General features: G+C 72.8%; 20 protein-coding genes and 1 tRNA gene. 16 read left to right on the top strand and 5 right to left on the bottom strand.

The features are described from left to right. The first annotated feature begins 246 nt into the window (after window positions 1-246). The 8 genes from SLAV_RS29020 (at window position 247) to SLAV_RS29055 (ending at window position 11,924) form a co-directional block, all read left to right on the top strand. Window positions 247-4,083 (top strand): non-ribosomal peptide synthetase, encoded by a 3,837-nt coding sequence (locus tag SLAV_RS29020; protein WP_263459223.1) that lies wholly within the window; start codon window positions 247-249, stop codon window positions 4,081-4,083. After that, window positions 4,080-5,369 carry an ATP-grasp domain-containing protein gene (locus SLAV_RS29025; protein WP_030238958.1) on the top strand — a complete coding sequence of 430 codons (1,290 nt, stop codon included), beginning with the start codon at window positions 4,080-4,082 and terminating at the stop codon, window positions 5,367-5,369. Before SLAV_RS29020 ends, SLAV_RS29025 begins: the two co-directional genes overlap by 4 nt. Beyond that, window positions 5,366-6,331: a U32 family peptidase gene (locus SLAV_RS29030; protein ID WP_234333856.1), complete on the top strand. Its 966-nt coding sequence runs from the start codon at window positions 5,366-5,368 to the stop codon at window positions 6,329-6,331. The genes SLAV_RS29025 and SLAV_RS29030 overlap by 4 nt, the downstream gene beginning before the upstream one ends. A gap of 37 nt (window positions 6,332-6,368) precedes the next feature. Next, window positions 6,369-8,168 carry an asparagine synthase (glutamine-hydrolyzing) gene (gene asnB, locus SLAV_RS29035; RefSeq protein WP_030238964.1) on the top strand — a complete coding sequence of 600 codons (1,800 nt, stop codon included), beginning with the start codon at window positions 6,369-6,371 and terminating at the stop codon, window positions 8,166-8,168. A 38-nt stretch (window positions 8,169-8,206) separates the two neighbouring features. Further along, window positions 8,207-9,028, top strand: a complete 822-nt coding sequence (locus SLAV_RS29040; RefSeq protein WP_030238967.1) for a hypothetical protein — start codon at window positions 8,207-8,209, stop codon at window positions 9,026-9,028. A gap of 1 nt (window position 9,029) precedes the next feature. Next, complete coding sequence (locus SLAV_RS29045) at window positions 9,030-9,953, top strand: aminotransferase class IV (protein WP_037688596.1); 924 nt, start codon at window positions 9,030-9,032, stop codon at window positions 9,951-9,953. Next, a complete protein-coding gene (locus tag SLAV_RS29050; RefSeq protein WP_030238971.1) occupies window positions 9,941-10,888 on the top strand; it encodes an AEC family transporter in 948 nt (315 codons plus the stop codon). The genes SLAV_RS29045 and SLAV_RS29050 overlap by 13 nt, the downstream gene beginning before the upstream one ends. 73 nt (window positions 10,889-10,961) lie before the next feature. Continuing rightward, window positions 10,962-11,924: a TauD/TfdA dioxygenase family protein gene (locus SLAV_RS29055; RefSeq protein ID WP_030238974.1), complete on the top strand. Its 963-nt coding sequence runs from the start codon at window positions 10,962-10,964 to the stop codon at window positions 11,922-11,924. A gap of 50 nt (window positions 11,925-11,974) precedes the next feature. On the opposite strand, the gene SLAV_RS29060 is transcribed toward SLAV_RS29055, so the two are convergent. Continuing rightward, window positions 11,975-12,059 (bottom strand) — tRNA-Leu (locus SLAV_RS29060). Window positions 12,060-12,227: 168 nt separating this feature from the next. Between SLAV_RS29060 and SLAV_RS29065 the strand changes: the two genes are divergently transcribed. From SLAV_RS29065 to SLAV_RS29075, 3 genes are all read left to right on the top strand, one after another. Continuing rightward, the gene (locus SLAV_RS29065; protein WP_030238977.1) at window positions 12,228-13,553 is read left to right on the top strand and encodes a M20/M25/M40 family metallo-hydrolase; all 1,326 of its coding nucleotides are present in this window, start codon (window positions 12,228-12,230) and stop codon (window positions 13,551-13,553) included. A gap of 137 nt (window positions 13,554-13,690) precedes the next feature. After that, window positions 13,691-13,924: a chaplin ChpH gene (chpH, locus tag SLAV_RS29070; RefSeq protein WP_030238980.1), complete on the top strand. Its 234-nt coding sequence runs from the start codon at window positions 13,691-13,693 to the stop codon at window positions 13,922-13,924. 150 nt (window positions 13,925-14,074) lie between these two features. Continuing rightward, window positions 14,075-14,890, top strand: coding sequence for a chaplin (locus SLAV_RS29075; protein ID WP_030238983.1), 816 nt, complete (start codon window positions 14,075-14,077; stop codon window positions 14,888-14,890). 39 nt (window positions 14,891-14,929) lie between these two features. Here SLAV_RS29075 and SLAV_RS29080 read toward each other — a convergent pair whose 3' ends face one another. Next, complete coding sequence (locus tag SLAV_RS29080; RefSeq protein WP_030238985.1) at window positions 14,930-15,118, bottom strand: DUF5703 family protein; 189 nt, start codon at window positions 15,116-15,118, stop codon at window positions 14,930-14,932. Window positions 15,119-15,165: 47 nt separating this feature from the next. Between SLAV_RS29080 and SLAV_RS29085 the strand changes: the two genes are divergently transcribed. Next, complete coding sequence (locus SLAV_RS29085) at window positions 15,166-15,819, top strand: hypothetical protein (protein ID WP_030238987.1); 654 nt, start codon at window positions 15,166-15,168, stop codon at window positions 15,817-15,819. A 92-nt stretch (window positions 15,820-15,911) separates the two neighbouring features. Here SLAV_RS29085 and SLAV_RS29090 read toward each other — a convergent pair whose 3' ends face one another. After that, window positions 15,912-18,215: a helix-hairpin-helix domain-containing protein gene (locus tag SLAV_RS29090; protein ID WP_100660986.1), complete on the bottom strand. Its 2,304-nt coding sequence runs from the start codon at window positions 18,213-18,215 to the stop codon at window positions 15,912-15,914. Next, window positions 18,212-19,195 (bottom strand): aldo/keto reductase, encoded by a 984-nt coding sequence (locus SLAV_RS29095; RefSeq protein ID WP_030238991.1) that lies wholly within the window; start codon window positions 19,193-19,195, stop codon window positions 18,212-18,214. The genes SLAV_RS29090 and SLAV_RS29095 overlap by 4 nt, the downstream gene beginning before the upstream one ends. 108 nt (window positions 19,196-19,303) lie before the next feature. On the opposite strand from SLAV_RS29095, the gene SLAV_RS29100 reads away from it, so the two are divergent. Further along, complete coding sequence (locus SLAV_RS29100) at window positions 19,304-20,353, top strand: LLM class F420-dependent oxidoreductase (protein ID WP_030238993.1); 1,050 nt, start codon at window positions 19,304-19,306, stop codon at window positions 20,351-20,353. A gap of 230 nt (window positions 20,354-20,583) precedes the next feature. Continuing rightward, window positions 20,584-21,372 carry a hypothetical protein gene (locus SLAV_RS29105; RefSeq protein WP_030238996.1) on the top strand — a complete coding sequence of 263 codons (789 nt, stop codon included), beginning with the start codon at window positions 20,584-20,586 and terminating at the stop codon, window positions 21,370-21,372. Between the two features lie 5 nt (window positions 21,373-21,377). On the opposite strand, the gene corA is transcribed toward SLAV_RS29105, so the two are convergent. After that, on the bottom strand, window positions 21,378-22,370 hold the full coding sequence (gene corA / locus SLAV_RS29110) for a magnesium/cobalt transporter CorA (protein WP_030238998.1): 993 nt from the start codon (window positions 22,368-22,370) through the stop codon (window positions 21,378-21,380). 54 nt (window positions 22,371-22,424) lie between these two features. On the opposite strand from corA, the gene SLAV_RS29115 reads away from it, so the two are divergent. Next, window positions 22,425-23,132: a histidine phosphatase family protein gene (locus tag SLAV_RS29115; RefSeq protein ID WP_030239000.1), complete on the top strand. Its 708-nt coding sequence runs from the start codon at window positions 22,425-22,427 to the stop codon at window positions 23,130-23,132. 76 nt (window positions 23,133-23,208) lie between these two features. Further along, window positions 23,209-23,799, top strand: coding sequence for a DUF3090 domain-containing protein (locus SLAV_RS29120; RefSeq protein WP_030239003.1), 591 nt, complete (start codon window positions 23,209-23,211; stop codon window positions 23,797-23,799). The last annotated feature ends 5 nt before the right edge of the window (window positions 23,800-23,804 follow it).

Below are 23,804 nucleotides of genomic sequence, written 5' to 3' on the forward strand. Positions count from 1 at the left end.
ACATTCCACACACGGGTCACACCCGTATTCCACATGCCGCCCACCCCGGGCCCCCGGGGAGCAGTGGCGTGCGCGAATTCAGCAGGGCATCGGAATTCCGTGAGGCTTTTTCCGGCAGACCGCACCGCGCCGGGGGATGAATTCCGTCGTGCCCGCAGACCGAAACAATGCAGTCGAACGAGGGGAATCACGTCGGTGGCCGAATTGCATACCGCCGCATCCGCCGGTCCCGAAGAGGGGCGGACGGTGGCTCCGGCACTCCAGCTGCCCACCCGGGACCCCGGCGGCGAGGCCACGGAATTGCCGGGGACGCACACCTGGACGGGTGACGATTTCCAGCCACTCGCGGAGTTCGTCGGGGAGCGCGGGCTCGAAGCCGCCGAGCTGTTCAACGCGGCGTTCACCCTCCTGATCCACCGCTACAGCGGCCAGGACGACCTCGTCACCGCCCGCGCCGGCGGACCGGCCGGAGCCCACCCCGTGGCCGTCCGCTCCCGGATCGGGGAGGACGTCACCTTCGCCGCCCTGACCGCCGCCCTCGCCGCCCGCTACCGCGCCGCCACCGAGCGCCCGGACGCCGACACCCCCGATGCCGCCGACACCCCCGATGCCACCGCCGCCGACCCCCTCGCGGCCCTCGGCACCGGCCTGCGCGTGGGCTTCAGAGACCACCAGGCCCCCGGGACGGGAGCCGCGGCGGCCACCCGCCCGGACGGCCTGCACCTCCTGCTGGAGGCCGAGCACACCCCCGACTCCGTCCGCTTCGCGCTGCTCTACGACGCCACCCTGTTCACCGCCGACTTCATCGCCCGGATGGCCGCCAACTACCGGACTCTGCTCCTCGACTCCTGCCGCCGCCCCGCCGACCCCGTCACGGACCTGGCCCTGCTCTCGGAGCCGGAGACCCGCCACCTGCTGGCGGACCTCAACGCCACCGCCCGGCCCTACCCCCGCGACACCGCGCTGCACACCCACGTCGAGGCCCAGGCGGCCCGCACCCCACAGGCCCCGGCCGTGGAGTGGCGGGGCACCGTCCTGACCTACCGCGAGCTCGACGAACAGGCCAACCGGATCGCCCGCGCCCTGCTGGCCCGGGGCATCACCCCCGGCTCGCGCATCGGCGTCTCCGTCGCCCGCACCCACCGGACCGTCTGCCTGCTGCTCGCCGTCCACAAGGCCGGCTGCGCCTACGTCCCCCTCGACCCGGCCTACCCCGCCGACCGGCTGAGCGGCATCGCCGCCACCGCGGACATGGCCGGGGTCGTCCACGACGACACGAGCGGCACGGGCCCCGCGCCCTGGCTGACCGCCGTGGACACGACCGCGCTGGCGTGGGACGAGCTCTGGGAGAAGGCCGCCGCCGAACGCCCCGACCCGCCGGCCCTCGCCGTGGACCCGGCCGCCACCACCCACCTGATCTACACCTCCGGCTCGACCGGCCTGCCCAAGGGCGTGGTCATCAGCCACCGCAACGTGGTGGCCCTGCTCGCCTGGGCCCGCGACACCTACGGGCCCGAGGACCTGGCCCGCGTGCTCTTCGCGACCTCGCTCAACTTCGACCTCTCGGTGTTCGAACTGTGGGCCCCGCTGACCACCGGCGGCTGCGTCGTCGTCGTGGACAACGTGCTGGCCCTCACCGAGGACGACACCCTGCGCCCGTCCCTGGTCAACACCGTGCCCAGCGCGCTGAACGTGCTCCTGCAGCGGTCGGCCGTCCCCGCCTGCACCACCGTGCTGAACGTCGCGGGCGAACCCCTCGCCAAGGAACTCGTCAACGCGGCCTTCGCCGACACGTCCGTCGAACGCCTCTACAACCTGTACGGACCCTCCGAGGACACCACGTACTCCACGTGGAAGTGCTTCACCGGCCCCGTCACCCACAGCCCCACCATCGGCGTCCCGGTCCACAACACCGCCGCCTACCTCCTCGACGCCCACGGCCGGCTCGTGCCCCGCGGAGCCGTCGGCGAACTCCACCTCGGCGGTGACGGCGTGGCCGGCGGGTACATCAACGACCCCGAGCGCACCGCCGCCGCCTTCGTCCCCGCCCCCGCGCACCTGCCGCCCGGCACCCTGTACCGCACCGGCGACCTGGCGCGCTGGACCGAGGACGGCGAACTGCGCTTCATGGGCCGCCGGGACAACCAGGTCAAGGTCCGCGGCTTCCGCATCGAACTCGGCGAGATCGAGTCCGTCCTGCGCGAGGTCGTGGGACTGCGCGACGTCGCCGCCCTCGCGGTCCGCAAGGACGACGACACCCGCCTCGTCTGCTACGTCGGCCTGGAGGGCGGGGGCCCCGCCGTCGAGGAGATGGGCGACCACCTGCGCCGCAAGCTCCCGCACTACATGCAGCCGTCGAAGATCATCGTCGAGGAGCGGCTGCCCCAGCTGCCCAACGGCAAGGTCGACCGCAAGGCGCTCGCCGCCCGGGAGGTCGACTGGACCGCGACCGACGGCGGCGACGGCGGCTTCACCACCGACGACCCCGACGAGGCCCTCGTCGCGGGCGTGTGGAGCGACCTCCTCGGCGTCGCCCACCTCGCCGCCGACCGCGACTTCTTCTCCATCGGCGGCCACTCCCTGCTCGCCAACCTGCTGGCCGCCCGCCTCGGCGACGCCGCCGGCCGCACCGTGCGCGTCGCCGAGATCTACGAACACCGCACCCTGGAGTCCCAGGCCCGGCTGCTGCGCCACAAGCGCGCCCAGGCCCCCGCCGCCACGGCCGCCACCGGATCCGCCGGGCTCCAGGACGCCGTCGCCGAGACCCTGCACGAGTCCGGCCGGGGCCACGGAGTCCCCGGAGCCGGCGCCGCCGTCTACACGGACGGCACCCTCCGCTTCACCTACCACGGCGTCGACGACATCGAGACCGGCCGGCCCCGCGACGAGACCTCCCGCCAGCGCGTCACCTGCATCACCAAGCCGATGCTGGCGTTCACCGCGCTCCGGCTCGTCGACCGCGGCCTGCTCCCCCTCGACGAACCCCTCACCGGCCTGCTCCCGCAGGCGTTCCGGCGCAGCGACGGCCGCACCGTCGAGGTGACGCTGCGCCAGCTGCTGTCCCACACCAGCGGCATCGACGACTCCTACGAGGTCTGGCACGACACCGACCTCCCGGACCTCGACCGCTACCTCGACACCTTCGCCGGCTACGGACAGCTCTTCGAGCCCGGCGAGGTCTTCGCCTACTCCGCCTGCGGAACCTCCATCGTCGCCGCCCTCATCGAGAGGGTCCTCGGCGTCCCCTGGCGCCGCGCCGTCAACGAGCTGATGCTCACCCCCCTCGGCATCGAGGCGATCCCCGAGACCCTCGCCGAGGACGGCCACTACGGCGCCACCGTCTCGGCCGGCTACCTGTGGAGCGAGACGGAGCAGCGCTACGTACGCCACGACCCGCCCCGCCAGACCGTCGCCGACGACGCCGCCGGCTCGTTCTCCGTGTGCCTCACCCTCCCCGAGCTCGCGAACATCGCCCTGCTGGCCCTCCGCGACGGCGTGGCCCCGAGCGGGGAGCGGCTGCTGTCCGCCGAGCTCGCCCAGCAGATGCGCACCCCGCAGATCGACGTACCCGGCCACCACTTCATGCACGCCTGGGGCCTGGGCTGGCTGATGTTCGGCCCGACCGCCTTCGGCTTCAACTCCAACGGCAGCGGCCACCACAACTTCATCCAGATCTTCCCGGAGAAGGGCGGCTTCCTGCTCCTCCTGGCCAATGCCTACCCCGCCTTCGGCCTCTACGAGGACCTCCTGCGCACCCTGACGGGCGAGGGCCTGATCCGCACCGGCCGCCCCTTCGACATGGACCTCGCCGACTGCGCGGGCCTGTACGCCTCCGACGGGTACCGGCTCAACGTCCTGCGCGGCGGCGAGCACCTCGGCTACGAGTACTCCGAACGCCAGCGCGACGGCAGCTGGCTGCGGCTCGACGAGGGCGACCTCGTGCTCTCCGGCGCCGGCGGCTTCAGCTCCATGTCGAAGAAGAACATCCTGGCCGGCTCCATCTCCTTCATCCCCACGCCCGGAACCCGCGTACCCGGTTTCGTCCGGATCGGACAGCGCTTCGCGAGGAAGACGACCCGATGACAGACCACCCCACACCGCACGACACCCGCAGACACGTCCTGTTCGTCACGTGGAAGACCGGCAACGCCCCCGCCTTCGAGGCGGCCAGGCGGCTCGGCCACGAGGTGACCCTCATCCGCTCCCTGCGGATGGAGAAGTCCCAGAACATCGACTTCGACGCCTCGCCCTACGGCGCGTTCGTCGACACCGTGCACGTCCTCGAAGACCACACCGACCACGAGGCCCTGCGCGACCTCGTCCTCGCCGTCCACCGGGACCGCCCCGTCGACGGGTTCGTCGCCACCGTCGACGCCCTCGTCGTCCCGGTCGCCCGGATCGCCGAGGAGATCGGCGTCCCCTTCACCGGCGCCCGGGGCGCCCGGGACGCCAAACTCAAGCACCGCTGCCGCGAGGTTCTCGCCGCCGCCGGGGTCGACGCCACCCGGCACGCCGTCGTCGCCGACCACGCCGGGGCGGCCGCGTTCGCCCGGGCCACCGGATACCCCGTCGTCGTCAAACCGGCCCGCGGCTCCGCCAGCGAGGGCGCGCACGTCGTCGCCGACGAGGCACACCTGCGGGAGGTCATGGCCCGCGCCGAGGCCGACCCCACCACCTACGAGGCGGGCATCCTCGTCGAGGAGTACCTGACCGGCCGCTTCCTCTCCGCCGAGATCGGCCTCTCCCACGGCCGCTTCCTGCGCCTGGCCGTCAGCGAACGCTCCACCTGGCACCGGCACGAGGCTCTGGAGACCGGCACCACCATCCCCGCCGCCATCGGCCCGGACGACCACGCCCGCGTCATGGAGTTCGCCGAAGCCGTCGTCACCGCCCTCGACCTGCGCCTGGGCGTCTTCCACGTGGAGATCATGCTCGGCGCGGACGGCCGCCCCCGGCTCATCGAACTGAACCCGCGCATCATGGGCTCCTGCCTGCCGAACCTCTTCCGGCTCGCCGGCGGCGGCGACATCTTCGAACTGCTCGTACGCGTCCACCTCGACGAGGAGGTGGAGCCGGTCGCCCCGGCCTTCGACCGGTACGCGACCGTCCGCTGGTTCGGCGCCGCCGAACCCGTCCCCCGCCCGGACCGGGTACCCGACCTGGAGTGGGCCGCCACCGAGTACGGGGACGCCCTGCACGCGCTCACGGTCCGCTTCCCGGACGGCGACGTGCTGCCCGCCTGCCGCGGCAACCTCGGGAACTTCGGCGAGGTACAAGTCGTCCACGCCGACCACGCGACATCGATCGGGATCGCCGAGCAGATCGTCGGACGGACGGCGGACCTGCTCGGCATCGAGGTGACGAGATGACGACCACGACGACCGCGACCACGACCGCGACCACGCCGCCCACCACGCCCTTCTTCGACGAGACCCGGGCCCAGCTCGCCCGCCTCGGACTGCCGGGCGCCGACCCCTCCGCCGGCGAGGGTTCCGGCAAGACCTTCGACGACGGCTGCCACTTCAGGATCGAGGTGCCCACCGTCAACTCCGTACAGGCCGCCCAGACGCTCCTGTCGGAGAGCAGCCGCCGCGGCTTCTCGATCAACCGCATCACCGAGACCCGCGGCATGTACCGCCACACGGCACGCGAGATCGCCGACTACGTCGCCCTCGGCCGGGAGTACGGGGCCGAGATCCTGATGTCGGTCGGCCCCCGCGCCAGCTACGACACCGGCGGCAGCGTCCAGACCCCCGAAGGCGTCCGCATCGGCTACCGCCTCCGCGGCCAGGAACAGATCGTCCGGGCCGTCGAGGACGTCAAACGCGGTCTCGAACTCGGCGTACGCGGCTTCGTCGTCTACGACGAGGGCCTGCTGTGGGTCCTGAACCGGCTGCGCACCGCCGGTGACCTGCCCGAGGACATCCACCTCAAGGTCTCCGCCCACTGCGGCCACGGCAACGCGGCCTCCGCGCAGATGCTGGAGATGCTCGGCGCGGACAGCTTCAACCCCGTCCGCGACCTCACCCTCCCGATGATCGCGGCGCTGCGCCAGGCGGTGTCCATCCCGCTCGACTGCCACGTCGACAACCCCCGCATGTCCGGCGGCTTCGTACGCACCTACGAGGCACCCGAGTTCGTCCGCGTGGCCGCCCCTATCTACCTCAAGACCGGCAACAGCGCCCTCGAAGGACACGGCGTCAGCCCCAGCCTCAGCCAGCTCGACGACATCCTGCGCCAGGTCGAGATCGTCACCGAGTTCCTCGGCCGCCACCACCCCGAGGCCCGCCAGAGCCCCGTCGGCGCCCGGCTGACGCCCGTCGGCCCGTAAGCCCGCCCCGCGAGTCCACAGACAGAGGTCACACAGCATGTGCCGCATCTACGGCCACTTCGGCGGCGATCCCGTCGACCGCGACGCACTGCACGCCGTCGCCCGCGCGATGCACCCGGGCGGCCCCGACGAACAGACCCTCCACACGGAGGGGACCTGGGCGCTCGGCAACAACCGGCTCGCCGTCCAGGGCATCGGCCACGGCCGCCAGCCCTTCGTCCTCGGCGACATGACCTGCGTGTTCAACGGCGAGATCTACAACCACCGCGAACTGCGGGCCGAACTCGCCGCCCAGGGCCACGCCTTCGAGGGCGACTGCGACGGCGACGTCCTGCTGCCGCTGTACGAGCGGTACGGCGACGCCTTCGTCTCCCGGCTGGAGGGCATGTTCGCGATCGCCCTCGTCGACCGGCGCGGCGAACCCTGCCTGAAGCTCTTCAACGACCACGCCGGCATGAAGTCCCTCTACTACCACCTCTCCGCCGACGGCCGCCGGCTCTGCTTCGCCTCCGAACTCCAGGGCCTGTCCCGCTTCCCGGACTTCCCCGACGCCGTCGACCCCCTCGCCATCGACCGCTACCTCGGCGGCAAGGCCGTCTGGGGACCGCGCACCATCCACACCGGCGTCCGCACCCTGGAGCCCGGCACCGCACTGCGCTTCGCCGACGGCCGCGTCACCCTCACCCGCACCCCGCTCCCGCCCGCCCCGATCGAGTGGCCGGACGGCGGGCCCACCCTCACCGCGGCCGCGGGCCTCCTCGACGGCATCCTGCGCCGTGAACTCACCCGGATGCTGGACGCGGACGTACCCGTCTGCGTCATCACCAGCGGCGGCCTCGACTCCAGCTACACCACCGCCATCGCCGCGGGCCTCGTCCCCGACCTGGCCTCCTTCAACGTCGCCTACAAGGGCACCTGGCCCAGCGACGAACGGCACTTCGCCGAGGAGGTGGCCCGCCACTGCGGCACCCGCCACCACCAGGTCCTGCTCGACCCCGCGGACTTCCCCGCCCTCGTCGACCGCTTCGTCCGCCACCTGGACCAGCCGAACAACGCCCCGCACAGCCTGAGCACCTTCGCCCTCTTCGAAGCCGTCCACGACGCCGGATTCAAGGTCGCCCTCACCGGCGACGGCGCCGACGAACTCTTCGGCGGCTACGCCCGCTTCGTCAAGGCCGCCCGGGACGGCGACGCCGCCTGGCACCGCGGCTACCAGGACACCATGGCCGCCGTCGGCACCGGCACCCTGCGGGGGCTCTACACCCCCGAGTACCGCGCCCTCGTCGAGGCCGACGGCGGACTCTTCGCCGACCGCGCCGGCGACGAACTGGACCGCCGCGTCCGCTCCGCGACCCACGACAAACTGGAGACGCTGCTCCGCTACGACCAGGCGGAACGGTTCCCCTACTACATCCTGCGCCGCGTCGACCACCTGAGCATGGCGCACTCGGTCGAGGCCCGGATCCCCTTCCTCCAGCCCGCCGTGATGCGGTTCGCGCACGCCCTGCCCACGGAACTGAAGGTCGTCTGCGACACCGTCAAGGCACCCGTCTCCGAGGCCGCGCGCCGCTGGATCCCGCGCAGCGTCGTCGAACGGCCCAAGCAGCCCTTCACCCTCCCCGTCGCCGCGATGATCAAGCCCGGCGAGGCGCTCCACGAGCTGATCGGCGACACCCTCCTGGGCCCCGGCGCCCGCTGCCGCGACCACTTCCGCCAGGACGTCGTCCGCGACCTGTTCCGCATGCAGTCCGAGAACCCCGGCGCCCACACCGCCGAGATCCTCTGGTCCCTGCTGATGCTGGAGACCTGGCTGTCCGTCAGGAACCTGACCCCCTGACCCCGCCCGACCCGCCACCCCACCCGAGGAGAAGAGACATGACGCAGTCCGTCCCGCCCATCCGCTCCCTGCTGGCCGGAGTCACCAAGGACGACATCCGCCGCGACCCGTTCCCGCACGTCGTGATCCGTGACGCGCTTCCCCGGGACCTGTACGATGCGCTGTCCGCGTCCATGCCGACCGCCGAATACATCGGCACCCGCATCGGCAAGGAGATCACCTCGAACGAGCGCTACAACTACATGTCCGAGCACATCCTGCAGGACGAGGCGATGGCCCGGGTGTGGAAGGACTTCGTCACCTACCACGCGTCGCCCGAGTTCTACGCCGAGTTCCTCGACCTCTTCCAGGAAGACCTGCTCGCGAACCTCCCCGACGCCGAGAAGCAGTGCGGCCCGCTGCGCGAGCTCCGCGTCGGCCGCCGCAACCGGGACGGCTTCGAGACCCACGACATCCTGATGGACTGCACCGCCGTCATCAACTCGGCCGTCACCGGCCGCCCCTCCGCCTACCGCGGCCCCCACGTGGACAAGCCCCACAAGCTCTTCGGCGGGCTCTTCTACATGCGCCAGACGCAGGACGACGCCGACGGCGGCGACCTCGTGCTGTACAAGTACCGGGAGGGCGCCCACAAGTTCACCACCAGCGCCTCCGAGTACGGCGACAACCGCTTCGACATAGACCCGAAGTACGTCGAGGAGGTCACCACCGTCCCCTACCGCAGCAACACCCTGGTCATGTACCCGATCAACCCGCTCGCCCTGCACGGCGTGTCCGTGCGCAGCCTCACCCCGCACCAGCGGCGCTTCGTCGCCCTCGTCGGCGACCTCCAGAACCCGCTCTTCGACCTTGCACTCTGAGGTGTCCCCCTTGCTTCCCTTCGACCAGCGAACCGGTCAGATCTGGCTCGACGGCGGCCTCGTGGAGTGGGCCGACGCCAAGCTGCACGTGCTCACCCACGGCCTCCACTACGCCAGCAGCGTCTTCGAGGGCGTACGCGTCTACGCCGGCGCCCCCTTCATGCTGCGCGAGCACATCGCACGGCTGCGCACCTCGGCCCGCATCCTCGACTTCGACCTCGAACACGACGACGAGACGCTCCACCGGGCGACCCTCGACGTCGTCGCCGCGGCCGGCATCACCGAGGGCTACATCCGCATGAACGCCTGGCGCGGCTCCGAGGTCATCCAGACCGCCGCGCTGAAGACCTCCGTACACACTTCCGTGGCCGCCTGGGAGATCCCGGCCGGCTACTACGCCGCGGCCGACGCCCTGCGGACGGGCATCTCCCTGGTCACCGCCGACTACCGGCGCCCGTCCCCGGAGTACGCCCCGGTCAAGAGCAAGGCCGCCGGCAACTACATGATCGGCACCGTCAGCAAGAACCACGCCCTGCGGGCCGGCTTCGACGACGCGATGCTCCTCGACGACCGCGGCCACATCGTGGAGGCCACCGGCGCCCACATCTTCTTCACCAGGGGCGGCACCCTCCACACCCCCACCACCCGGTGCACCATCGACGGCATCACCCGGGCCTGCGTCCTGGCGATCGCCGGGCACGAGGGCATCCCGTACGAGATCGGCGACCTGGGCCCGGAATTCGTCGCCGAGGCGGACGGCGCGTTCATCTGCGGCACCGCCTGCGAGATCCTCCCCGTCGCCCGCATCGACGACCACCACTACGACCTGCGCGGCAACGAGGTGATCGGGCGGCTCGTCACCGGCTACCACGACCTGATCGCGGGCCGCAGCCCGGTGGAAGTGCCGCACGCATGGGGGCGCTGACAGCCCTGGAGAAGCTGCTGCCGGTGGTCCTGGCCTTCGGCTGCGGCGTTCTCCTCGCGCGGCGAAAGGTGGTGCCGGCCGACAGCTCCAAGGTCTTCGCCGACTACGCCTTCCTCTTCGCGGTCCCCTGCTACCTGTTCGGCAACATCTACGCGAGCGACCTGGCCGCCCTCTTCGACTGGAGGGCGATCGGCGGCTACGCGGCCGCGGCCGCCTGCGCGGTCGTCGCCGTCGGGATCGCGGCCCGGCTGACGGGGGTCCTGGACCCCCGCGGCGTCGCGCTGCGGATCATGGCCGGCGTGCAGGTGAACACCGCCTACTTCGCCGTACCGGTGTTCATCATGCTCTTCGGGAACGCCGCGCCGATCTTCCCCGTGCTGCTGTTCCAGGTCTGCGTGCTGTCCCTCGTGGTCATCTCGATCATGGAACTGGGCCGCCCCGCCGCGGGCGGCCCGGGCGTACGGCTGGCCCGGGCCGTCGGGGCCTCGCTCGTGACCCCGGTCGTCCTGGCCTGCAACGCGGGCATCCTGCTCAACCTGCTGTCGGTGCACCTGCCGAAGGCGGTCCTGGACAGCTTCGCGTTCGTCGGCGACAGCGCCTCCCCGGTGGCGCTGTTCGCCCTCGGCCTGCACCTGGGCGGCGCCGGCCTCACGATCCGGGGCACCACCCTGGAGGAGCTGTGGCTCATCGCCTTCAAGTGCGCAGCCTTCCCCTTCATCGCCTGGGCCGTGTGCCGGTACCTCTTCGGCGTCGAGGGGGAGTGGCTCAGCTACCTCGTCCTGATCGCCGCCATGCCCGCCCCGCAGAACCTCTTCATCTTCGCGCAGCGCTACGACGTCGACGTCGCCATGTCGGCCGAGCTCGTGGTCAAGAGCTCCCTGGCGTCGCTGCTCCTGCTGCCCCTGTGGGTGCAGTGGACCGTCCACTTCGGCTGAGGCCGGAGCGGGTGGTCCCGCGCCCACCCCACCCCACCTTCCCCACCCTTCATCCGAGAGGCGGATCCCCACCGTGATCCAGACAGAGCGAACCAGCAGGATCTCCGTCCGCCAGGTCGCCGGGCACATAGGCGCCGAGGTGTCCGGAGTGGACCTGCGCGAGGACCTCGACGACGCCACCGTCGCCGAGATCCGGCAGGCCGTGCTCACCCACCGCGTCCTCTTCTTCCGCGGCCAGGAGCTCGACCACGCCCGGCACGTGGCCTTCGGCCGCCGCTTCGGCGACCTCACCCGCCGCCCCGGCGCCAAGCACGGCGTCTCGCCCGAGGGCTTCCCCGAGATCCTCACCGTCGACGCCAAGGCCGACGTCGAGCGCTACGGCAAGAACTTCGAGGAGCACTACCGCCGCAAGTGGGTCTCGCCCATCGCCGGCTGGCACAGCGACCTCACCCAGGCCGTCAACCCGCCCGACCTGTCCATCCTGCGCGCCGAGACCACCCCGGCCTTCGGCGGCGACACCCAGTGGACCAACACCGTGGCCGCCTACGAGGGCCTCTCCCCGCAGCTGCGGGGCCTGCTGGACACGCTCCAGGCCGAGCACGCCTTCTTCACCGCCGTCCACCTGCGCCACTCCGACGAGCGCGACCGGCAGATCCTCAAGATCTACACCGAGGACCCCCAGGTCGCCGTCCACCCCGTGGTCCGCGTACACCCCGAGACGGGGGAGAAGGCGCTGTTCGTCAGCCCCGGCTCCACCACCCGGATCGTCGGCTTCAGCGAGATCGAGAGCCGTCACCTGCTGGACCTGCTCTTCCAGCACATGACCAGCGCCGAGTACACCGTACGCTTCCGCTGGGAGCCGGGCAGCATCGCCTTCTGGGACAACCGGAGCACCTGCCACTTCGCCCCGACCGACTTCGGCCACCTCGACGTCGACCGCGTCATGCACCGCGTCACCGTCCTCGGCGCGCCCGCCACCGGCCCCGACGGATTCGTCTCGGAGCTCGTCGAGGGCGACCGGCTGGCAGCCTGGTAACGCCCGGAGAACGAAGAAGGACCCCGCCGGAGCGGGGTCCTTCTCTCTTGTGTCCGAGGGGGGACTTGAACCCCCACGCCCGATAAAGGGCACTAGCACCTCAAGCTAGCGCGTCTGCCATTCCGCCACCCGGACAAGGTGTCTGTCTCGCGTCCCTCGCGGGCCGTTCCGACGTGGAAAACATTACCAAACATTCGGGGGCCCCGATCACACCCCCCGGTGACCGGGGATCGCCCTTGGGCGGAGCGGCCCGGGGCGGGAGGATGGGGACGTAGCCGGTACTGATCAGTGGGAGGAAGCAGCGTGAGCGAATCGGGCGCGGGCAAGAACGTCTCCGGCGAGGACGAGGTCGTCGACCTCTGCCGGGACCTCATCCGGATCGACACCAGCAACTACGGGGACCACTCGGGACCGGGCGAGCGCAAGGCGGCCGAGTGGGTCGCCGAGAAGCTGGCCGAGGTCGGGCTGGAGCCGCAGATCTTCGAGTCGCACAAGGGGCGCGCCTCGACCGTGGCCCGCATCGAGGGCGAGGACCCCTCGCGGCCCGCGCTGCTGATCCACGGGCACACCGACGTGGTCCCGGCCAACGCCGCCGACTGGACCTACGACCCCTTCGCGGGCGAGATCGCGGACGGCTGCGTGTGGGGCCGCGGCGCGGTCGACATGAAGGACATGGACGCGATGACGCTGGCCGTCGTGCGCGAGCGCATGCGCAGCGGCCGCAAGCCCCCCAGGGACATCGTCCTCGCCTTCCTCGCCGACGAGGAAGCGGGCGGCACCTACGGCGCCCGCCACCTCGTCGACAAGCACCCCGGGCTCTTCGAGGGCGTCACCGAGGCCATCGGCGAGGTCGGCGGGTTCTCCTTCACGGTGAACGAGAACCTGCGCCTCTACCTCGTGGAGACCGCCCAGAAGGGCATGCACTGGATGCGGCTCACGGTGGAGGGCACCGCGGGCCACGGCTCCATGACCAACAGCGACAACGCCATCACCGAGCTCTGCGAGGCCGTCGGCCGCCTCGGCCGCCATCAGTGGCCGGTGCGCGTGACCAAGACCGTCCGGCACTTCCTGGACGAGCTCTCGGACGCCCTCGGGACCCCGCTCGACCCCGACGACATGGACGCCACCCTCGCCAAGCTCGGCGGCATCGCCAAGATGGTGGGCGCCACCCTGCGCAACTCGGCCGCCCCGACCATGCTCGGCGCCGGCTACAAGGTGAACGTCATCCCCGGCCAGGCCACGGCTCACGTCGACGGCCGCTTCCTGCCGGGCTACGAGGACGAGTTCTTCGCCGACCTCGACCGGATCCTCGGCCCGCGCGTCAAGCGGGAGGACGTGCACGGGGACAAGGCCCTGGAGACGGACTTCGACGGGCGGCTCGTGGACGCCATGCAGAGCGCCCTGAAGGCCGAGGACCCGATCGCGCGCGCCGTCCCGTACATGCTCTCGGGCGGTACGGACGCGAAGTCCTTCGACGACCTCGGCATCCGCTGCTTCGGCTTCGCGCCGCTGCAGCTGCCGCCGGAGCTTGACTTCGCCGGGATGTTCCACGGCGTGGACGAGCGGGTGCCGGTCGACGGGCTCAAGTTCGGCGTGCGGGTCCTCGACCGGTTCATCGACAACGCCTGACGGCCCGTAATCGCGCGGATGTGCGCATTCCACTGAGAAGAGTGAATGCACTCATACGCTCGTAGCCCTGGTGATCCCTCCTCGTTACAGGTGGTGCGGTCCGCGGCTGGGACCGCACTTGCCTACTAGGAGGAACAATGCTCAAGAAGGTTGTCGCCGCTGCGGCTGCCACCGGTGGTCTGGTTCTCGCGGGTGCCGGCCTCGCCGCCGCCGACGCGGGCGCTCAGGGTGCGGCCATCGGCTCCCCCGGTGTCCTGTCCGGCAACGTCGTCCAGGTTCCGGTCCACGTGCCCGTGAACGTCTGCGGCAACACGATCTCCGTGATCGGCCTGCTCAACCCGGCCTTCGGCAACACCTGCGTCAACGCCTGACGCGTCTGAAGTAGTGGCCCCGGAGCGCATCCCAGCGCTCCGGGGCCGCCGGGCTTTCCGGCCCGGAGCACACCTCTTCGGCGCGGCAGGCGGGGGAGCCTGTACGGCCTGTGCGCCGACCGACACGTACACACCAGGGGACGAGTACAGATGCGACGACCGGTACAGGTCACGAGGAAGACGCTGATCACGATGGCGGCGGCGGGGGGCGTCCTCGCGATGGGCGGCGGCTACGCCCAAGCCGACTCCGGGGCGTCCGGACACGCCGCGAACTCACCGGGCCTGCTGTCCGGTAACAGCGTGCAGGCGCCGGTGGACGCACCGGTGAACGCCTGCGGCAACACGGTCTCCGTGATCGGCCTGCTCAACCCGGCCTTCGGCAACCGCTGCGCCAACACGTCGGCCACGCCGCAGCACCCGGGCCACCCGGGCGGCGGGGACGACGAGCACTGCGACGAGCCGGGCCACCCCGGCAACCCGGGCACCCCGGGCCACCCCGGCACTCCCGGTGGTCATACCCCCGGCAACCCGGGGACTCCGGGCGGTCACACCCCGGGCAACCCGGGTACTCCGGGCGGTCACACCCCCGGTAACCCCGGCACCCCGGGCGGTCACACGCCGGGCAACCCGGGTACTCCTGGCGGTCACACGCCGGGCAACCCGGGCAACCCGGGCACCCCGGGCAACCCCGGTACTCCCGGTGGTCACACCCCCGGCAACCCCGGCACGCCGGGCAATCCGGGCGGCCAGACTCCGGGCAACCCCGGCACTCCGGGTGGTCAGACCCCGGGCAACCCCGGCACCCCCGGTGGTCAGACCCCGGGCAACCCCGGCACCCCGGGCGGCCGGACCCCCGGGCTCGCCGCCACCGGCGCGGGTGACGTCATGACCGCCGGAATCCCGATCGCGGGCGGCCTGCTGCTGGCCGGAGCCGTGCTCTACCGGCGCGCCCGCAACGCCGCCTGACGGACACCGTGACGCGGGCCCCGCGGTCCGGGGCCCGCGTCACCAGGTCGCGCGGACCTGGCGGATGATCCGGCGGCGCAACCGCACGCGGCGGCTGCCGTCCCGGTACAGGGCCATCCGGTCCAGCTCCCAGTGGCCGTACTCGGCGTGGTCGGTCAACAGGCGGGTCGCCTCCTGGCGGGAGGTCCCGCGAGGCACGTACACGTGGACAAATTCGTATTCCGGCATCGCATCTATTGTGCGGGCACCGGCCTGCTACGGATAGCGTCTGCACTATGTCTGATGCCGCTCTGCCCACTGTTGCCGAGGTACGCGCCGCCGCCGAGGCGGTCAAGGCCGCTCTCGACCGTCACCTCGCCGCGGTCGAGAGCAGGGTCGGGGACGAGGACCCGGCCGTCTACGCCGCCTTCAACGAACTCGCCGCCGCCGCCGAGGAGTACGACGAACTCCTCTACGACCGCTACGACGAGGTCACCCCCTTCGAGATCCCCACGCCCGAGGACGGCGTCGCCTACGCCGGCCCCGCCGAACCCGCCGCCTTCAGCGTGCTCATCCGCCGCGACTACGCCGTCGTCGAACCGGCCCGCCTGATCGCCCAGGCCGAGCGCGTCGCCGCGCACGACCGGGACGCCGAACTCGTCGACGACCCGGGCACCGCGGGGGCGCTCGGCGTGCTCTTCGGGGAGTACGAGCCCGACGAGATCGCTTCCCGCTACAAGGAGTTCGGCCTGGAGGAAGGCGACTCCACCCTCTGGATCGCGGCGCTGGAGGAGGTCGCCGAACCGGGGGACTGGCTGAACTCGCCCTTCGGGCAGACCGATCCGCAGGACGTGGTGCACCGCTTCGACGTCAGTTCCGTCTTCGACGAGGACGCCGAGGACGAGGACTTCGACGAGGACGAGGAGGCCGCGGCCCCGGCACCGGCCTGAGCCCGGCGGCCTGAGCCCACCGGCCGCCGGCCGCGCACGCCGCATCCCCCGCCCCGCCGTCCTCGGCGCGGCGGGGGATCCGGCCCCTCCCGCTACTCCTGCGGCTGCTGGGCCGCCGTCAGGGCCCGCAGCAGACCCGTCAGACGGGTCGTACGGGGCTTCGGCAGCCCCTCGGCCACCGCGCGCGGCAGCGCCTGGTCCACCCCGTGCACCACCGACAGGTGCCGCTCGGCCCGCCCGAACGCCGTGTACACCCAGTCCCGGGACAGGGCCTGCGCCGCGTCCCCCGGCAGGACGACGACCACCGCGGGCCAGCGCGCTCCGACGGCCTGGTGCGCCGTCACCGCCCAGCCGAGCCGCACCTGCGACTCCACCCGCTCCTTCGGTACGACGGCCCGTGCGCCCGCCACCTCCAGGTGCAGCCCCTGCGCGTCGGCCGACACCACCCGGCCCGGCACGGCCCGTCCCGGCGCGGGGACGTGGACGACCCGGTCACCGGGATCGAAGCCGCCGAACCGCCCCGGGCCGGGGTTCAGCCGCTCCTTGAGGGCCGCGTTGAGCGCCCGGGTGCCCGCCGCGCCGCCGTGGCCCGGGGTGATCACCTGCACGGCGTCCGCGGGGATGCCGAAGGCGCGCGGCACCGATTCGGAGACCAGCTGCACGGTGCGGTGCACGGCCTCCCCGGCGTCGCGCACCGGGACGATGACGATCTCCTTGCCCGGGGCCTCGACCTGGTTCAGCTCCCCGACGCCGATCCCCGACACCAGCTCGCCGAGCGGGCCCGGGTCCGGAGTCCGGGACACCACCTGGGGGCAGGCGCGGGCGGCCAGCACATCGGCGAACACCCGCCCCGGCCCGGCGGACCCGAGCACCCCGGGGTCACCGGAGAGCACCAGACGGGCCCCGTCCGGCACCGACTCCACCAGGGCGGCGGCCGTCTCCACGTCCAGCTGCGGCGCGTCCAGCACGATGAGCAGGTCGAGGTCGAAGCGGCCGTCGGCGTCCCGGCCGGGGCCCTGGGCCCCCGAGAGCAGGCCCGCCACGCCCACGGCGTCGCCGGTGGGGGCGTGCGCGGCCAGGACGGCCCGCAGACCCAGCTTCCGGGCGGCCGCCAGCAGCGCCAGCGGCTCGGCGCGGGCCGCCTCGCCGCCGGTGTGGGTGACCAGGCCGTGTGCGGCGACGGCCCGGACCAGCTCGGCGCCGGGTCCGGAGGCCACCTCGGACCAGTCGGCCGGACCGCCGAAGGTGCCGGTCAGCCGGGCCAGGCCGTCGGCGAGGCTCTCCTCGGCCAGAGCGTGTTCCTCCAGGCCCACGAGGATCCGTACCGGCCGCGGCTCGTCCTCCTCGTCGCCGCCGGTGCCCCCGGCGTCCGCCGCCTGCGGGCCGGGCTCGCCCAGCGGTTCGTGGAACACCAGCACCGCGCCCTCCCCGACGGCCGCCTCCAGGGCCTCGGCGGGGGCCGGAACCCCGTACTGGGCCAGGGCCTTCTCCAGGACCGGGGCCTCCAGCGCGGTGTGCCCCTTGAGGGCGGCCTGGTCCAGGAGCCAGCCCAGCAGGGCCGCGCTCCGGCGCTCGTCGGCGGGACCGGCGCCGGGGCCCAGCAGGGCCTGCGCGAAGCCGTCGGCCTGCGCCGGGCGCACCCCGGGGACCGCGAGCAGCCGCCAGGGGTCCTCGGCGAGCAGGTCCGCGGCCCCCTCGCCGAGGGCCTCGGCAGCGGCTCCGGCGAGGGCTTCCGGGGCCCCGCCGCGGGCCAGTACGGAGCGCACCGCACCGATGTCCTCGGCGGTGGGGGCGGGCGCCGCGGCGGGGGCCGCGGCGGGGCGGGGCTGCGGGGGAGCGGGGGCCGGCCGGCGGGGGGTGGCGGGGGCCTCGTCGAAGAACACGGCGGAGGGCTTGGCGCCGCTCTCCACGGCCCGGACGGCGGCCAGCAGGTCGGCGGCCTTGCCGCTGAGCTTGGCGCCGGCGTCCACGGGGCCCTCGCGTTCCGCCTTGCGGCGGGCGATGCGTTCCCGTTCGATCTTCTGCGCGGCCAGTTCGGCCTGGGCCTCGCTGAGCCCGGGCGCTGCCGCTTCCGCGCTCTCCGCGCCCTCGCCCGCCTTCCCGGCCTCCGCGCCCTCGCCCGCCTTCCCGGCCTCCGCGGTCCCGTCGGCCGCGCCGGGCTCCTCCCCGTCCTCGGCCCCTGCCTCGGCACCACCGGAGGGGCTCGGGTCCGGCTCGGCGTCGTCGGCCGGGGCTTCGTCCCCCTCGCCGTCGGCGTCGGCCCGGGTCGTGTCCTGTTCCTCCGCCGCGTCGGGCGCGGCAGGCGCGTCGGGCTCCGGGGCCAGTGTGGCGGCCGCGCCCGTTTCCTCCGCGGCGGCGGGGTCGGCGGGGCCGGTGGCCTCGGGGTCCGTACTCACAGCGTGCTCCAGTCCTGATCGGGATAGCGGTGCACGGGCGCCGACACGTCGTCCAGAGCCCGGCAGATCTCCTCCGGAAGACTAAGGGCCTCCACCGACAGCGCCGCCCCGAGCTGCGCCGACGTCCGCGCGCCGACGATCGGGGCGACCACCCCCGGCCGGTCCCGGACCCAGGCCAGCGCCACCTGGAGCGGGGTGACGGCCAGGCCCTGCGCGGCCGTCACCACCGCGTCCACGATCCGCCCGGCGGCCTCGTCCAGGTACGGGCCCACGAAGGCGGCCAGCGACTGCGAGGCGCCCCGGGAGTCCGCCGGGGTCCCCTCCCGGTACTTGCCCGTCAGCACCCCCCGGCCCAGCGGGGAGGAGGGCAGCAGGCCCACCCCGAGGTCCAGCGCGGCCGGGAGCACCTCCCGCTCCACGCCCCGCTGCAGGAGCGAGTACTCCATCTGCGTCGACGCGAGCCGGGTCCGCGTCCCGGGCGCGGCCAGCTGCCAGGTCGCCGCCTTCGCCAGTTGCCAGCCGCTGAAGTTGGAGATCCCGGCGTAGCGGGCCCGGCCGCTGCCGACGGCCAGGTCCAGCGCCTGGAGGGTCTCCTCCAGCGGGGTCGCCGGGTCGAAGGCGTGCACCTGCCACAGGTCCACGTAGTCGGTGCCGAGGCGGTCCAGGGAGTCGTCCAGGGCGGCCAGCAGGTGCCCGCGCGAGCCGTCGAACCGCCGGTCCGGGTCCGGCACACTGCCCGCCTTGGTCGCGATGACCAGGTCCCGGCGCGGCACGAGGGAGCCCACCAGCTGCCCGAGGAGGTACTCCGCCTCCCCGCCGCCGTACACGTCGGCCGTGTCGACGAGCGTGCCGCCCGCCTCCCAGAACGTCTTCAACTGCTCGGCGGCGGCTTCCTCGCCGGTGTCACGGCCCCAGGTCAGGGTGCCGAGGCCGATCCGGGAGACGCGCAGTCCGGTGCGGCCGAGATGCCTCTGCTCCATGAGCGCTGAGACTACTGGGGCACTGCCGCGCGGCGGCCGGGCGCGCTACAGTCCCCCGCAGACCCACGTTACTGATCGGTAAAGCGGCACATCGTAAGGGGACGACACATGCGGCTCGGCATCAACCTCGGCTACTGGGGTGCGGGCATGGACGCCGACAACCTCGCCGTCGCACAGGAGGCGGACCGCCTCGGCTACGACGTCTGCTGGGCGGCCGAGGCCTACGGTTCCGACGCGGCCACCGTGCTCGCCTGGGTGGCCGCCCAGACGGAGCGGATCGACGTCGGCTCGGCCATCTTCCAGATCCCGGCCCGCCAGCCCGCCATGACGGCGATGACGGCCGCCACCCTGGACTCGCTGACCAAGGGCCGCTTCCGGCTCGGCCTCGGCGTCTCCGGCCCGCAGGTCTCCGAGGGCTGGTACGGGGTGAAGTTCGACAAGCCCCTCGCCCGGACCCGGGAGTACGTGGAGATCGTCCGCAAGGCGATGAGCCGCGAGCGCCTCTCCTACGACGGCGCGCACTGGACCCTCCCGCTGCCCGGCGGCCCCGGCAAGCCGCTCAAGCTCACCGTGCACCCCGAGCGCGAGCACATCCCGCTCTACATCGCCGCCATCGGGCCCAAGAACCTGGAGCAGACCGGCGAGATCGCCGACGGAGCCCTGCTGATCTTCCCGGCCGCCGAGCACCTGGAGGAGACGGCCCTGCGCCACATCCGCGCCGGGCGCGAGAAGGCCGGGCTGACCATGGACGGCTTCGACGTCTGCCCGACCGTGCCGCTGGCCCTCGGCGAGGACGTGAACGCCCTCGCGGACGTGTTCCGCCCCTACACCGCCCTGTACGTCGGCGGCATGGGCAGCCCCAAGCAGAACTTCTACAACCAGCTCGCCCAGCGCATGGGGTACGAGAAGGAGGCCGCCGAGATCCAGGCCAAGTACCTGGGCGGCGACAAGGAGGGCGCGGCGGCCGCCGTACCGCACTCGCTGATCGACTCGACCACCCTGCTGGGCTCCGTCGAGCGGATCGCGGACGGCATGCGCGCCTACGCCGACGCCGGTGTCACCACCCTGACGCTCGCCCCGGCCGGCTTCACCCTGGACGAGCGCCTCGCCGCCCTGCGCGCCGGGACCGAGGCCCTGGAACTGGCCGGACTGGCCTGAGCACGGACGCCGCCCGCGGCACCTGTGAGGTGCGGGGGCGGCGTCCGGATCGGGGTCTGCGGCCGTGGTGGGGGCTCGGGGGGTCTTCCCCGCCACGGCCGACACAGCCAACAACGCGCGGCCCGCCCCCGGGGTTACGCCCCGGGCCGCGGCCGCCCGGATCGTTCATTCGGCCGAGTCGGGGCGAGCCCTCGGTTGCCCGCCCGGCAGATCCGCATTTGACTCGTTCCATGCTCTCTGCCCGCAGCCTGTTCCAGGAGATCGTCGGCCACGACGACTCCTTCCAGCTGTTCTGCTCCATCGCCGCCAGCGGGGAGTCCCAGGGCGGCTGGGAGAACGCCAGGATCGCCGCCCTCGTCCCCGACGGCATGCGCGACCTCGCACCCAAGATCACCCGGCACGGAGCCGACGAGGACAAACACGGCCGGATCTTCCGGGCCCTGCTGCGCAACCGCGGCCTGGCCCCCGTCCCCGTACCGCCCGAGACCGACTACACCATGCTGCTGGAACGCCGCGGCATCGGCCTCGCGCACGACAGGCTGCGCCGCGAGGAAGCACTGAGCGAACGGGACATCGTCGTCTACCTCGCGCACAGCCGCGTCACCGAACAGCGCGCCTCCGAGCAGATGGTCCTGCTGGTGAACCACTTCGGCGACCACCCCGAGATCGGCAGGGCCGTCCGCCAGATCAGCGGCGACGAGGACAACCACCTGGCCTACTGCCACGAGGAACTGCTGCGCCTGGCCCGCGCCGGACACGGGCGGACCATCCAGCGGGTGCTGCGCGAGAGCGCGCTCGCCGAGATCGCCGTCCACCGCGACGTCAGCCTCGCCGTCATGGCCCACATGGGCCGGCTGCTGCGCTGGCCCGCGCCCAAGGCGGCCGCGCTGGCCGCCGGCATCCGCGGGGCGTACGCGTACGAGCGCTTCGCCGGCTGGCACCGGATGGTCGGCCTGCGCCCGCCGGAGCGGCGCGACGCCCTGGGCGGCGCACCCGCCGCCGCGCACGGCCGCGCGTAGGGCCGCTACAGCCAGCCGCGCCGCTTGAACATCCGGTGCAGGCCCGCGCACAGGCCCGCCATGAGCGCCAGCACCGCCGGGTAGCCCCAACCCTGCCGCAGCTCCGGCATGTGGTCGAAGTTCATCCCGTAGATCCCCGCGACCATGGTCGGGACGGCGGCCATGGCCGCCCAGGCGGAGATCTTGCGCATGTCGTCGTTCTGCCGGACCCCCATCTGCGCCAGGTGGGCGGCCAGCGCGTCCGACAGCAGCCGGTCCAGACCCTCGATGTACTCGTTGGCCTTCGTCAGGTGGTCCGCGACGTCACGGAAGAAGGGCTGCGAGTGCTCGTGCACGAACGGCACCTGCCCGAAGGCGAGCCGGTCCATCGGCTGCAGCAGCGGGCTCGTCGCCCGGCGGAACTCCAGCACCTGCCGCTTGAAGCCGTAGATCCGCGCGGCGGTGTTCTTGGAGTCCGAGGCGTTCGGCGCGAACACCTCCGCCTCCAGCTCCTCCAGGTCCGCCTGGAGCTCGGCCGCCACCTCGATGTAGTGGTCCACCACCGCGTCGGACACCGCGTACAGCACGGCGGTCGGCCCGTGCCGCAGCACCTGCGGCTCCTGCTCCAGCCGGTGCCGCACGGTCTTCAGCGCGGCCCCCTCGCCGTGCCGGACGGTGACCACGAAGGAGTCGCCTATGAAGACCATCAGCTCGCCGGTGGACACCGTGTCCGTGTCGTCGTCGTAGAGCACCGGCTTGAGGACCACGAACAGCGAGTCGTCGTAGACCTCCAGCTTCGGCCGCTGGTGCGCGGTCAGCGCGTCCTCCACCGCCAGCGCGTGCAGCCCGAACTCCCGGCTCACGTGATCGAATTCGCTCTCCGTCGGCTCGTGCATGCCCACCCACACGAACGCGTCTCCCGAGGCCCGCGCCTCGTCGAGGGCATCGGAGAAGTCCTCCGGTGCCGCGGAGCGGCGGCCGTCCCGGTACATCGCGCAGTCGACAATCACGCCGGGCATTCTCCCCCGACCGGGGCCCACCCGCACAACGGCGGCACGGCTTAGGCTTCCCCCATGGCCATGCTGATCCTCGTACGACACGGGCGGTCCACCGCCAACACCGCGGGCGTGCTCGCCGGATGGACCGCGGGGGTGACCCTGGACGACCACGGCACCGCCCAGGCCGCCGCACTCCCCGGACGGCTCGACGCGGTGCCCCTCGTGGCCGCCGTCACCAGCCCCCTGGAGCGCTGCCGCGAGACCCTCGCCCCCCTGCTGGCCGCCCGCCCCGGCCTGCCCCTGCACACCGACGACCGCATCGGCGAGTGCCACTACGGCGACTGGTCCGGCCGCAAACTCTCCGAACTCGCCGACGAACCCCTCATGAAGATCGTCCAGCAGCACCCCTCGGCCGCGGGCTTCCCCGGCGGCGAGTCCATGCGCGCCATGCAGGCCCGCGCCGTGGACGCCGTACGGGAGTGGAACGCCCGGATCGAGGAGGAGCACGGCAGCGACGCCGTCTACCTGATGTGCTCCCACGGCGACATCATCAAGTCCCTCGTCGCCGACGCCCTCGGCATGCACCTCGACCTCTTCCAGCGGATCCACGTCGACCCCTGCTCGGTCACCGCGATCCGCTACACCCCCACCAGGCCCTTCCTGCTGCGACTCGGCGACACCGGGGACCTCTCGCCCCTCGCCCCCCGCACCGCCCCGTCCCCCGACACCACGACCGAGGACGGCGGGAACGCCGTCGTGGGCGGCGGCGCGGGCGCGGCCTGATCGAACGGCGCAGTAGGGTGGCATGGCGCCCCCACACGGGCGCAGCCCTGCCCTGCCTCAGACTTGGAGACCGGTCGTGCCCCGTCAGGTGTTCCTTTACGACCCGCCGGACCGCTTCGTGGCCGGCACGGTCGGTCTGCCTGGACGCCGTACGTTCTTCCTGCAGGCCTCCGCGGGAGCCCGGGTCACCAGCGTCTCCCTGGAGAAGACCCAGGTCGCCGCACTGGCCGAGCGGATGGACGAACTGCTGGACGAGGTCGTGCGGCGCACCGGCGGGAACGCGCCCGTCCCCGCCGTCGCCTCCACCGAGGCCGCCGACACCGCCCCCCTCGACGTCCCCGTCGAGGAGGAGTTCCGCGTCGGCACCATGGCGCTCGCCTGGGACGGCGAGGAGCAGCGGATGATCGTCGAGGCCCAGGCCCTCGTCGAACTCGACGCCGGCTCCGACGAGGACCTCGCCGAGGCCGAGGAGCGGCTCCTCCAGGACGAGGAGAACGGCCCGCCGATGCTGCGCGTGCGCCTCTCCGGGGCCCAGGCCCGCGCCTTCGCCAAGCGGGCCCTGGACGTGGTCAACGCGGGCCGCCCCCCGTGCCCCCTGTGCAGTCTGCCGCTCGACCCCGAGGGACACGTGTGCCCGCGCCAGAACGGGTACCGGCGCCAGGTGTGAGCGCC

This window comes from Streptomyces lavendulae subsp. lavendulae (assembly GCF_002803845.1).
GTDB lineage: Bacteria > Actinomycetota > Actinomycetes > Streptomycetales > Streptomycetaceae > Streptomyces > Streptomyces lavendulae.